Origin of the sequence: Pseudomonas sp. xss_4 (assembly GCF_043104125.1) — a bacterium.
GTDB lineage: Bacteria > Pseudomonadota > Gammaproteobacteria > Pseudomonadales > Pseudomonadaceae > Aquipseudomonas > Aquipseudomonas parafulva_B.
In genome coordinates this window covers 1-12,253 of record NZ_JBICKJ010000067.1, presented here as the reverse complement: position 1 = coordinate 12,253, position 12,253 = coordinate 1, and the positions used below count along the sequence as shown (strand labels likewise).

11 protein-coding genes are annotated in these 12,253 nt (G+C 61.4%); 2 read left to right on the top strand and 9 right to left on the bottom strand.

From position 1 onward, the window contains the following. On the top strand, positions 1 to 498 hold the full coding sequence (locus tag ACF8GB_RS12540; RefSeq protein WP_078479151.1) for a GspH/FimT family pseudopilin: 498 nt from the start codon (positions 1 to 3) through the stop codon (positions 496 to 498). Between the two features lie 36 nt (positions 499 to 534). Here the strand turns inward: ACF8GB_RS12540 and ispH are convergent, their stop codons facing one another. The 6 genes from ispH to murJ form a co-directional block, all read right to left on the bottom strand. After that, on the bottom strand, positions 535 to 1,482 hold the full coding sequence (gene ispH / locus ACF8GB_RS12535) for a 4-hydroxy-3-methylbut-2-enyl diphosphate reductase (RefSeq protein ID WP_058603167.1): 948 nt from the start codon (positions 1,480 to 1,482) through the stop codon (positions 535 to 537). Positions 1,483 to 1,496: 14 nt separating this feature from the next. Continuing rightward, a complete protein-coding gene (fkpB, locus tag ACF8GB_RS12530) occupies positions 1,497 to 1,934 on the bottom strand; it encodes an FKBP-type peptidyl-prolyl cis-trans isomerase (RefSeq protein WP_058603168.1) in 438 nt (145 codons plus the stop codon). Next, positions 1,927 to 2,442 (bottom strand): signal peptidase II, encoded by a 516-nt coding sequence (lspA, locus tag ACF8GB_RS12525; RefSeq protein ID WP_058638649.1) that lies wholly within the window; start codon positions 2,440 to 2,442, stop codon positions 1,927 to 1,929. The genes fkpB and lspA overlap by 8 nt, the downstream gene beginning before the upstream one ends. Next, complete coding sequence (gene ileS, locus ACF8GB_RS12520; RefSeq protein WP_392527117.1) at positions 2,435 to 5,266, bottom strand: isoleucine--tRNA ligase; 2,832 nt, start codon at positions 5,264 to 5,266, stop codon at positions 2,435 to 2,437. The genes lspA and ileS overlap by 8 nt, the downstream gene beginning before the upstream one ends. After that, the gene (ribF, locus tag ACF8GB_RS12515; RefSeq protein WP_392475656.1) at positions 5,263 to 6,213 is read right to left on the bottom strand and encodes a bifunctional riboflavin kinase/FAD synthetase; all 951 of its coding nucleotides are present in this window, start codon (positions 6,211 to 6,213) and stop codon (positions 5,263 to 5,265) included. Before ribF ends, ileS begins: the two co-directional genes overlap by 4 nt. Before the next feature lie 118 nt (positions 6,214 to 6,331). Continuing rightward, positions 6,332 to 7,870 (bottom strand): murein biosynthesis integral membrane protein MurJ, encoded by a 1,539-nt coding sequence (gene murJ, locus ACF8GB_RS12510; protein ID WP_196186685.1) that lies wholly within the window; start codon positions 7,868 to 7,870, stop codon positions 6,332 to 6,334. A 250-nt stretch (positions 7,871 to 8,120) separates the two neighbouring features. Between murJ and rpsT the strand changes: the two genes are divergently transcribed. Further along, positions 8,121 to 8,399, top strand: a complete 279-nt coding sequence (gene rpsT, locus ACF8GB_RS12505; protein ID WP_023533220.1) for a 30S ribosomal protein S20 — start codon at positions 8,121 to 8,123, stop codon at positions 8,397 to 8,399. Positions 8,400 to 8,527: 128 nt separating this feature from the next. Here rpsT and ACF8GB_RS12500 read toward each other — a convergent pair whose 3' ends face one another. The 3 genes from ACF8GB_RS12500 to ACF8GB_RS12490 are packed head-to-tail and all read right to left on the bottom strand — an operon-like array spanning position 8,528 to position 12,090. Further along, complete coding sequence (locus ACF8GB_RS12500; RefSeq protein ID WP_392527115.1) at positions 8,528 to 10,828, bottom strand: MlaD family protein; 2,301 nt, start codon at positions 10,826 to 10,828, stop codon at positions 8,528 to 8,530. After that, on the bottom strand, positions 10,821 to 11,444 hold the full coding sequence (locus ACF8GB_RS12495; protein WP_058603173.1) for a paraquat-inducible protein A: 624 nt from the start codon (positions 11,442 to 11,444) through the stop codon (positions 10,821 to 10,823). The genes ACF8GB_RS12500 and ACF8GB_RS12495 overlap by 8 nt, the downstream gene beginning before the upstream one ends. Beyond that, positions 11,431 to 12,090, bottom strand: a complete 660-nt coding sequence (locus ACF8GB_RS12490) for a paraquat-inducible protein A (RefSeq protein ID WP_196125945.1) — start codon at positions 12,088 to 12,090, stop codon at positions 11,431 to 11,433. The genes ACF8GB_RS12495 and ACF8GB_RS12490 overlap by 14 nt, the downstream gene beginning before the upstream one ends. Positions 12,091 to 12,253: the final 163 nt, after the last annotated feature.

Genomic DNA, 12,253 nt, shown 5'->3' with positions numbered 1-12,253 from the left:
GTGAAGCAACAGGGAGTAACACTGATACAAACGGTGTCGGCGCTGGCGGTGCTCGCTGTCCTGACGCAGCTTGGGGCGCCTGCCTACGTCAAGCTCAGCGATGACCTACACCGTGCTGCCGTCACGCGGGACTTGGCGCAAACGCTGCGTAGCGCACGCGGGCACGCCATGCTGTTGGGTGAGGATGTGCGGGTGCAGGCGCTCGACGATGCGTGGGGCAACGGATGGCGAGTGATGCTGGTGCAGGATTCGCGGGTGCTGCGTGAACAACGCCTGCGCCGGCCTCTGCAGATCGCCGCGAACCTGGGTACGACGATGACGTTCACGGCCATGGGCCTGCCAGTCAACCCTGCCGGCAACTGGCTGGCGGCGACTTTCGAGGTATGCACGCGCTCGGCCGGCACCAGCCAGCATCAAGTGGTGATGGCGTCCAGCGGCAGGGTCCGGGTATCGAATGAAATCCGCGATAGTCGAAGGTGCACAGATGCTGGGGCCTGAGCGTTTATGGATAAACGCTCAGGCCCGCGCAGGCGATCAGATCAATGAGCGCACACGCAGCTCTTTGGGCATCGAGAAGGTGACGTTCTCTTCACGCCCGTCCAGCTCTTCGGCACCCGTAGCGCCCCATGCCTTGAGCTGTTCGATGACGCCGCGCACCAGCACTTCCGGCGCGGACGCGCCTGCGGTGATGCCGATGCGGCCAACCTGGTCGAACCAGGCCCGCTGCAGGTCTTCAGCACCGTCGATCAGATGGGCCGGGGTGCCCATGCGCTCGGCAAGTTCACGCAGCCGGTTGGAGTTGGAACTGTTGGGGCTGCCGACCACTAGGACCACATCACACTCGTCGGCCAGTTGCTTCACGGCATCCTGGCGGTTTTGCGTGGCGTAGCAGATATCGTCCTTGCGCGGCCCGCCGATGTTGGGAAAGCGCGCACGCAGCGCGTCGATCACGCGGCTGGTGTCGTCCATCGACAGGGTAGTTTGCGTCACGAATGCCAAGTGGTCAGGGTCTTTCACCTGCAGATTGGCCACATCGTTCTCGTCTTCTACCAGGTAGATGGCCCCGCCGTTGCTGGCGTCATACTGCCCCATGGTGCCTTCGACTTCCGGGTGCCCGGCATGGCCAATCAGGATGCACTCACGGCCATCGCGGCTGTACTTGGCCACCTCGATGTGCACCTTGGTGACCAACGGGCAGGTGGCATCGAACACCTTCAGGCCGCGCCCACCGGCTTCCTGACGCACGGCCTGGGAAACCCCATGGGCGCTGAAGATGACGATGACATCGTCCGGCACCTGATCGAGCTCCTCGACGAAAATGGCGCCACGGCTGCGCAGGTCTTCGACGACGAACTTGTTGTGCACCACTTCGTGACGCACATAGATGGGCGGGCCGAACACTTCCAGCGCGCGGTTGACGATTTCTATTGCCCGGTCGACCCCCGCGCAGAAGCCGCGCGGGTTGGCGAGTTTGATTTGCATGATCGGCTCCAGGCCTACAGGGCCTTCACCTCGAGGATCTCCACCTCGAAGGTCAGGGTCTTGCCAGCCAGTGGGTGATTGAAGTCGATGGTCACCTGATCGTCGTCGAAGGCCTTCACCACGCCCGGCAGTTCGGCGTTGGCGGCGTCCTTGAAAATGATCAGCAAGCCATCGGACAGCTCCATGCCTTCGAACTGGGACCTCGGCATAACCTGCACATTCTGTGGGTTAGGCTGGCCGAAGGCGTTCTCCGGGGCAACCTCCACGGTACGCTTGTCGCCAGCCTTGAAACCGAACAGCGCGGCCTCGAAGCCCGGCAGCAGGTTGCCGTCGCCCACCTTGAAGGTGGCAGGTGCCTTGTCGAACGTGCTGTCGACCGTGTCACCGTTTTCCAGGTGCAGGGCGAAATGCAGGGTGACTTCGGTGTTCTGGCCGATACGAATGTCAGTCATGGACCGGCTCCTCGGATTTCTTGCTCTTGAACATATCCAGCGCCAACATGATTGCGCCGACGGTGATGGCGCTGTCAGCCACGTTGAAGGCCGGGAAGTAGTGGCGGTTCTGCCAGTGCACCAGGATGAAATCGACCACATGGCCCAGCACGATGCGATCGTAGAGGTTCCCGATAGCACCACCCAGTACCAGGGCCAGCGCTACGGCCAGCCAGGTTTCATGACGACCGAGGCGCTTGAGCCACACCACCAGCACTGCGCTGACCACCACGGCGATCAGGGCGAACAACCAACGCTGCCAGCCGGCGCCATCGGCCAGGAAACTGAACGCAGCGCCAGTGTTGTAGGCCAGGGTCCAGCTGAAGTAGTCGGGGATGACGACAATTTGCTGGTACATGGTCAGGGCATTGTTGAAGTACAGCTTGGTGGCCTGGTCGACGACCAGGACCAGCACGCTCAGCCACAGCCACGCGAGGCGCCCGAAGCGCCCCCCTGCAAGGTTAGGCATAGTGGCGCACCTCGCCGGAGCCGGTCAGGTTTTCCACACAGCGACCGCAGATTTCCGGGTGCTCCGGATGGCTGCCGACGTCTGCACGGAAGTGCCAGCAACGGCCGCACTTGGTGTAGCCGGACTTGACCACTTTCAGCTTAAGGCCTTCCACTTCGGTCGCCACCGCCTCGGCAGGCGCCTGCGCGAACGGCACAACGCTGGCAGCCGAGGTGATGAGCACGAAGCGCAGCTCGTCGCCCAGCTTGTTCAGGTCGGCGCTCAGGCCCTCGTCCGCATACAAGGTGACTTCGGCCTGCAGGTTGCCGCCGATGACCTTGGCGGTCCGCTGGTTTTCCAGTTCCTTGTTGACCGAAGCCTTGACCGCCATCACCCGATCCCAATAGGCGCGATCGAGTTCGGTGCCTTCCGGCAGCTCGCTCAGGCCCTCATACCAGCCATTGAGCATGACCGACTCGTTACGCTCACCCGGCAGGTACTGCCAGATTTCGTCGGCGGTGAAGGCCAGGATCGGCGCGATCCAGCGCACCAGCGCCTCGCTGATGTGGTACAGCGCGGTCTGGCAGGAGCGACGGGCGACGCTGTTGGCACCGGTGGTGTACTGGCGATCCTTGATGATGTCGAGGTAGAAACCACCCAGCTCCTGCACACAGAAGTTGTGCACCTTGGAGTAGACGTTCCAGAAGCGGTACTCGCCGTAGTGCTCTTCCAGCTCGCGTTGCAGCAACAGGGTGCGGTCCACCGCCCAGCGGTCCAGGGCCAGCATGTCCTGCGGCGCGAGCAGGTCGCGGGCCGGGTCGAAGCCGGTTAGGTTGGAGAGCAGGAAGCGTGCGGTGTTGCGAATACGCCGGTAGGCATCGGCGCTGCGCTGCAGGATCTGCTCGGACACTGCCATTTCGCCGGAGTAGTCGGTGGCAGCTACCCACAGGCGCAGGATATCGGCACCCAGGGTGTTGTTGACCTTCTCGGGCTCGATGGTGTTGCCCAGCGACTTGGACATCTTGCGGCCGTTCTCGTCCACCGTGAAGCCGTGGGTCAGCAGCTCGCGGTACGGGGCGTGGCCGTCGATGGCGCAGCCGGTCAACAGCGACGAGTGGAACCAGCCGCGGTGTTGGTCGGAACCCTCCAGGTACAAATCGGCGCGGGGGCCGGTGGCATGGCCGATGTCGTGGGAGCCGCGCAGTACATGCCAGTGCGTGGTGCCAGAGTCGAACCATACGTCCAGGGTGTCGGCGATCTTGTCGTACTGATCGGCTTCGGCGCCCAGCAACTCGGCGGCGTCGAGCTTGAACCAGGCCTCGATGCCCTGTTGCTCGACGCGCTTGGCAACCTCTTCCATCAACTCGACGGTGCGTGGGTGCAGCTCACCCGTCTGCTTGTTCAGGAAGAACGGGATAGGCACCCCCCAGTTGCGCTGGCGCGAGATGCACCAGTCAGGCCGGTTGGCGATCATCGAGTGCAGGCGTGCCTGGCCCCACGCCGGGACGAACTTGGTGTCCTCGATGGCCTTGAGGGCACGCTCGCGCAGCGGTTCACCGTCGCGTGGCTGTTTGTCCATGCCCACGAACCACTGTGCGGTGGCACGGTAGATCAGCGGCGACTTGTGACGCCAGCAATGCATGTAGCTGTGGCTGATGGTCTCGGTGTGCATCAGCGCACCGACTTCGCCCAGTTTCTCTACGATGGCCGGGTTGGCCTTCCAGATGAACTGCCCGCCGAAGAACGGCAGCGATTCGACGTACACCCCGTTGCTCTGCACGGGCGTGAGGATGTCATCGTTGACCATGCCGTAGCGCTTGCAGGTCACGAAGTCGTCTTCACCGTAGGCCGGCGCGGAATGCACCACACCAGTGCCTGCGCCGAGTTCGACGTATTCGGCCAGGTAGACCGGCGAGAGGCGGTCGTAGAACGGGTGACGGAAGTTGACCAGTTCAAGGGCCGAGCCTGGAGCGGTGGCGATCACCGAACCCTCAAGTTCGTAGCGCTTGAGGCAGGACTCGACCAGTTCTTCGGCCAGGACCAGCAGGCGCTCGCCGATATCGACCAGAGCGTACTGGAATTCGGGGTGAACGTTCAGTGCCTGGTTGGCAGGGATGGTCCACGGGGTGGTGGTCCAGATCACGATGGCGGCCGGCTTTTCGAGTGCCGCCAGGCCGAAGGCTGCGGCCAGCTTGGCGTCATCGGCGACAGGGAACGCCACGTCGATGGTCTGCGACTTCTTGTCGGCGTATTCGACTTCGGCCTCGGCCAGTGCCGAGCCGCAATCGAAGCACCAGTTCACCGGCTTGAGGCCCTTGAACACGTAGCCCTGCTTGACCATCTCGGCCAGGGCGCGGATTTCACCGGCCTCGTTGGCAAAGTTCATGGTCTTGTAGGGGTTGTCCCAATCGCCCAGCACGCCCAGGCGAATGAACTCGGTCTTCTGCCCTTCGATCTGTTCGGCAGCGTACTCGCGGCACAGCTCGCGGGTACGGTCGGCGGTCAGGTGCTTGCCATGGGTGACTTCGACCTTGTGTTCGATCGGCAGCCCATGGCAGTCCCAGCCCGGCACGTACGGCGCATCGAAGCCGGCCAGGGTCTTGGAACGGACGATCATGTCCTTGAGGATCTTGTTCAGCGCATGACCGATGTGGATCTTGCCGTTGGCGTAGGGCGGGCCGTCGTGCAGGACGAACTTGGGACGATCCTTGCCAATCTCGCGCAGCTTCTGGTACAGGCCAATGCTGTCCCAGCGCTGCAGAATCTGCGGTTCGCGCTGAGGCAGGCCGGCCTTCATGGGGAAGGCGGTGTCCGGAAGGTTTAGCGTGGCTTTGTAGTCGGTCATTTCAGGCTCTTGGTTAGCGGTTGAGCGTGCCAATGTGCACGTGCGGCGGCGATATCCGCATCGATCGCCGACTTCAGCGCCTCCAGGGAGGCGAATCGCTGCTCTTCACGCAGCTTGTGGTGGAACACCACCGTCAGGCGGCGGCCATAAAGGTCACCGGCATAGTCCAGAAGATGGATTTCCAGGTGCGGGCGTCCGTCACCGGCAACGGTAGGACGCACGCCAATGTTGCCGACACCCGCCCAGGCCTTGCCATCGATCTCGATACTGGCCAGGTAGACCCCGGCCAACGGTACACGACGGCGCTTGAGTTGGATGTTGGCGGTGGGTGTGCCGAGCTGGCGGGCCAGCTTCTGGCCATGCAACACGCGGCCGGTGATGCTGTACGGGCGGCCCAGCAGGTGCTCGGCCAGCTCGAAGTTGCCTTGCGACAGCGCCTTGCGCACCTCGGTACTGCTGACCCGCAGGCCGTCCTGGATCACGGTGTTGGCGGCTTCTACGGTAAAACCATACTGCGCGCCTGCCTGGACCAGGAAGGCGAAGTCGCCTTTGCGGTCACAGCCAAAGCGGAAGTCGTCACCCACTTCAAGATGCTGCACGCCCAGGCCATCGACCAGGATGGTACTGACGAAGTCGTCGGCGTCGAGCTCACCCAGGCGCTGGTTGAAGGCCAGGCACAACACGCGGTCGATGCCCTCCCCGGCCAGCAACGCGACCTTGTCGCGCAGCCGGGCCAGGCGGGCCGGCGCGGTGTCGGGCGTGAAGTACTCACGCGGCTGCGGTTCGAAGATTACCACGCAGGTCGGCAGGCCCAGGGCCTGGCCGCGCTCGCGCAGGCGCGCCAGGATTGCCTGGTGGCCACGATGTACCCCGTCGAAGTTGCCAATGGTGGCGACACACCCCCGGTGTTCGGGGCGCAGGTTGTGAAGACCTCGAACCAGCTGCATAACGCGCTTCTTGCTCATAAAGTGGCCGATTATAACCACACCCGGGCGCCGGTGACAGGCAGCAGCGCCCAAGGGCGGCGTGGATTGCGAAAAACCGACGCCTGACGCGCCCGCCGCCTCAGTGCAAGGCTTTGCGGGCGAACTGCCGAGGCCGGAAACCGCACAGGTACAGGCAACCAAAGTAGGTGACGACGCCCGCCATGATCAGCGCCATCAACCGCATCAGTCGTTCAAGCATGTTTCCCTCGACCCAGGCCGGCAGGTAGTGCATGCCGGCCAACAGGACACCGGACATCAGGCCTGCCGCCAACACCAGCTTGAGCAGAAACACGGCCCAGCCCGGTTGCGGCTGGAACAGCTGCTGGGTGCGCAGTTTCCAGAACAGCAGGCCGGCGTTGAGACAGGCGCCAAGGCTGATGGCCAGGGCCAGTCCGGCATGCGCCAGCGGGCCGATGAGCACAAGGTTGAACAGTTGCGTGCAGACCAGGGTGAAGACGGCAATCTTCACTGGCGTGCGAATATTCTGCTGCGCATAGAAGCCCGGCGCCAGCACCTTGACCATGATGATTGCCAGCAGGCCAACGGAATAGGCGATCAGCGCCTGCTGGGTCATGGCCGCATCGGTCGCGCTGAATTTGCCGTACTGGAACAGGGCCACGGTCAGCGGCTCGGCAAGGATCGCCAGCCCCAGCGTACACGGCAGCACCAGCAAAAAGCACAAGCGCAGGCCCCAGTCGAGGATGCGCGAGTACTCTTCCCGGTCCTTGTTGGCGTAGGTCTTGGCCAGGGTCGGTAGCAAGATGGTGCCCAAAGCGACGCCCAGGACACCAGACGGCAGTTCCATAAGCCGGTCTGCGTAATACATCCAGGAGACAGAACCTGCCACCAGGAACGAGGCGAAAATAGTATTGATGATCAGCGATATCTGGCTCACCGAGACGCCGAGGATGGCAGGGATCATCTGCTTGAGCACCCGCCACACGCCTGCATCTTTCAGGTTCAGCCGCGGCAACACCAGCATGCCGATCCTTTTCAGGGCCGGCAGCTGGTAGAGCAGTTGCGCCAGGCCACCGGCCAGCACGCCCCAGGCCAGCGCCATGATCGGCGGATTGAAATACGGCGTGAGCAATACGGCGAACACGATCATCGCCACGTTGAGCAAGGTCGGCGTGAAGGCCGGCACGCTGAAGCGGTTCCAGGTGTTGAGGATGGCGCCCACCAGCGATGACAGCGAGATCAGCAATATATAAGGAAAGGTGACCCGCAGCAGATCGGTGGTGAGCTGGTATTTCTCGGCGTTGTCGACGAAACCAGGCGCCGTGGCCCACACCACCCAGGGTGCGGCCAGTATGCCGATGCCGGTCACAACGGCCAGCACCAGCGTCAGCAAGCCGCTGACGTAGGCCACGAAAGTACGCGTGGCCTCTTCGCCCTGCTGGCTTTTGTATTCGGCAAGAATGGGCACGAATGCTTGGGAGAACGCCCCTTCGGCAAAGATGCGGCGCAGCAGGTTGGGTAGCTTGAATGCAATAAAGAAGGCATCGGTGGCAACGCCGGCGCCGAAAATACGCGCCAGAATGGTGTCGCGGACAAAGCCCAGCACCCGCGAAATCATGGTGATCGAGCTTACCGCAGCCAGGGATTTGAGCAGGTTCATCGAAAAGATTCACGCCAATGACAGAGGACGCTGCCAGAGCGCGCCCGAATGTGCGATACTCCCGCGCCTTCGCAGGGGAGCCAAAAATTCCCGAGTGTACAGGTCGCGCAGCAGAAAGGAATCTTTCCCGCTTGTTGGCGCACCGCTCGGCGGAACCTTGCAAGTGGCCTTGACATCCGTCCGACTGATCGGCATGATTCGCGGCCTATTTTGTTTGCTATTTACCTAAAGTCTTTCGAGGAGCTCGACGGTGGCCAACTCACCTTCCGCCAAGAAACGTGCAAAACAGGCTGAGAAGCGTCGCAGCCACAACGCCAGCCTGCGTTCCATGGTCCGCACCTACATCAAGAATGTAGTTAAAGCCATTGACGCAAAAGACGCCGAAAAAGCGCAAGCCGCTTACGTTCTGGCTGTACCTGTAATCGACCGTATGGCCGACAAAGGTATCATCCACAAGAACAAGGCTGCTCGTCACAAAGGCCGTCTGAATGGCCACATCAAGGCGCTGAAAGAAGCTGCAGCTGCCTAAGCGACGCGCTAGTCAAAAAACCGACCTCAGGGTCGGTTTTTTTATGCCTGCGTTTTGTGAGTTTCCCGGTTCGCGGCTCAACGCACGCTCTGAAAAGTTGCAGGGCCGCATGGCGGCCCTGCCCTGTATCACTTGGCGATCTGGATCTTGGGTGCCCACTGCAGCCATTCGTCTTCGGCTTTTTCGAACAGCGGAAAGGTTTGCCTTGGCCGAGCCGGGGTGCCCATGCGTTCACCCTCGGGCGTCGCGAAGGCGATACCGCCATCGATCAGTGTTTCCAGCGACTCCGTGCGCACGGTGGCGCCCTTGAACAAGCCCCAATCGAAGCCGAAGCCGCTGCTGTTCCAGAAGCGGCTGCCGCTACGTACCAGGCTGGCATAACGTGGCTCGATCAGAATGTGGATCAACACCCTGTCGGCACTCTGCCCCAGTTCGACATCGGTCACCTTGCCCACCGCCACCTCGCGGAATGTCACGGGCACACCGGGCTTGATGGAGCCTAGCCGAGGTGCGCTGAGGGTCACTGGCAAACCCACTTCGGGCCCCGCAACCTCGGGCGCTTCGGCCAGTGCGATGAAGTCACGCTGAGGACCCCTGTCCTTGACCGCAGGCTGTACCTCCAGGTACTGCCCGCCTACCAGCGTGTCGAGGTTTTCGGTGCGCACCAGGCCGAAGGATGGCTTGACCACCCAAAACTGAGTGCCGGCACGAGCTATGCGCTCTGCCGCTTCGGTAATACGCGCCTTCAACAGCACTGCCTGCATGTCCTTGGTAAGGTCCACACTTTCTACACTGCCCACATCCAGCCCCCGGAAGCGGATGGCGGTGCCTGGCTTGAGCCCATCGGCACGCTCTACGCGGATGGTGATAAGGGTACCGGCACGATTGGCTGCCTCCTGGCTCTCATGCAAGCGGAAACGCGGGATATGGCGCTTTAGCGGCACATTGGGCCGTGGCGTGTCGAAGGCAATGCCGCCTGCCATCAAGGTCTGCAGGGATTCACTCTTGATCTTGATGCCGGACAGGCCACCGGTGAGGGTAATACCACTGGCGTTCCAGAACCGTGTCGAGCCGTTTACTAGTTTTTCGTATTCTTTCTCGATGTGAACACCGATCAGAATGCGGTTGCTGTCACGGGCGAACTGATAGCTTTGCACGCTACCTACCTTCACCTGCTTGAAGGTTACGGGGCTACCTACTTCCAGGGAGCCCAGGGTATCTGCGAACAGCACCATGTGCAGGCCCGGCGCCTTCAGGTCCAACGGCGGCGCTTTGGCGCGCGCTTCGAACTCGCGCTCAGGGCGAGCGCCTTTCTCGCCAGGGCGGATGGCTATGTAGTTACCCTTGACCAGCGCTTCCAGGCCCGTGATGCCCGCCAGGGAAATGGAAGGCTTGACCACCCAGAACTGGGTGCCATCAACCAGGTAGTCTTCGGTCAATGGGTCCAGCGTCAGCTCGGCGGTGGCGCTGGATAGGTTGTCTTCCATTTTCAGGGTCTTGAGAGAGCCCACCTGGATACCTTTGTACATGACGGGCGTACGGCCTGCCTGCAAGCCCTCGTAGTCGCTCAGCTTTACCTTTACTCGAATACCGGCCTGAGCTGCATCGAAGTCCTCGTACAGGCGAAATGGCAGGCTTGGGTCAGTGGGCGGGCTGTCCTTGCGGTGCTCTGGCGTGGCAAAGGCGATACCGCCGGCGACGATGCTCGACAGCGACTCACTGCGCACCTTGACCCCCGACAGAGAGGCATCGATGCTGACGCCGCTGGCGTTCCAGAAGCGCGTGTGCTTGCGCACCAGACTCGCATAGGCCGGCTCAATGAAAATCTTCACCTCGACCGTGCTCTGGTCTTCGGAAAGCCGGTAACTCTTCACGCGGCCGACCTGGATTTGCTTGTAGAAGATCGGGCTGTCTTTATTGAGCGACCCCAGGCGCTCGGCCTTGAGGGTAAGGTGCAAACCAGGCTCGGAATCCGACAGTGGGGGTGCCACCTTGAGCGCGGTGAACCGCTTGGTGGGCTCCCCTTCTCCAGGGCTGACGGCAATGTAGTTACCAGACACCAACGTCTCGAGGCCGGATATACCTGCCAGGCTGACGCTCGGCTTGACCAGCCAGAAACGCGTGCCCTTGTTCAGATGCCCTTCGGCCGCCTGGTTCATCTTGATGGTAGCGATGACCCCCTGATTCTCGCCCTCTGCATCCAGCACCAGGCTCTTGACCTTGCCGACCGGCATGCCTTTGTAGATGACTTCGGTCTTGTTGGCGACGATGCCTTCGCCCGACTCGAAACGCACCTCGATCTGCACGCCAGCCTCACGGTAGGCCTGCCATGCGAGCCAGCCTCCGATCATCAGTGCGATCAGGGGCAGGATCCAGATGGCCGACCAATTGGAGGCAGGGCGGGTTTTAGCCGTTGGCAGGTCACTCATGGTCGTCATCCGACTCCGTGTTATCCCAAATCAGTCGGGGATCGAAAGTCAAAGCAGCAAGCATTGTCAGGATCACCACAGTTGCGAAGGCGACAGCGCCCAGATTGGCTTCGACATTGGCTATCCTGCCGAAATTCACCACTGCCACCAGAATGGCGATGACGAATATGTCGAGCATGGACCAACGTCCTATGAATTCGATGAAACGGTACATCCAGATCCGTTGACGCGCCGACAGGGGCTGCCTGCGCTGCACGGAATACAACAGCAGGCCGATCCCCACCAGCTTGAACGTAGGCACCAGGATACTGGCCGTAAATACCACGGCCGCAATCGGTACCATGCCGTGCTTGAGCAGGGCAATGACGCCCGACATGATGGTGTCGGGCGTGCCTTGACCGAATGAGCTGACGGTCATGATCGGCAGCACGTTGGCCGGAATATAAAGAATGGAGGCAGCGATGAGCAGCGCCCAGGTGCGCATGATGCTGTTCGGTCGACGCGGATGCACCCTGGCACCGCACCGCGTGCAAGTTTGGGATGCGTCGCCTGTGGCTTGCCTGTTCAGTTCATGACACTCGTTGCAGACAACGATACCTGCATCAATCGCCCGCATGCGGGTCCTCCCCCGATAATGCACTCCAGACCTGATGCGGTGACATTACGACCTCCAGCCAGACCTGAATCAACAGCAGACTGATGAAGCAGAACAGCCCAACCCCTACGGTAAGTTCCGCCAGGTCCACCAATTTGACGATAGCCACGAGCACGCCCATGAAGTAGACCTCGAGCATGCCCCAGTCACGCAAGTGGTGATAGGTCCTGTACAGCAACAACCCTAGCCTGCGCCCTGTGTTAAGCCGAATCGCCAGCAAAACGACCAGCTGACACATCAGTTTTGCCAACGGTATCGCCATGCTGCACAGGAAAACCACGATGGCCACCCCCTGCATGCCCGAATCGTACAATCCCAGTACGCCGCTCCAGACGGTGTCGTCCGATGTCTGACCTAGCAGATGCAACTGCATGATCGGCAGGAAATTGGCTGGGATGAACAGCGCCAGCGCCGTCAGCACCAACGCCAGGCTGCGATTGACCACATTATGCCGGTGCGCATAGAGCTCGTAGCCGCAGCGTGGGCAAAGCGCTTTTTCACCGGGGTGGATCACAGGTTTGCGTAAGAGTAGATCGCATTCATGGCATGCGACCAAGTCTTCGAGTGACAGATCAGCCAGCGTTTCTGGCTCGACGGGGTTGGACATAGGACGCTTCTGAGTAAGTGCGTGGGGTTATTCTAGTGATCTTATGGAGGACGGCATAGGCTGGAGATACAGCTTCGAATGGCCAGGCGATCTAAATTTGGATTCTTGCCGATCAGGGAGGGGTGCCTGAGCGACAGGCAGGCTTGGAAAATTTTTTGGACGC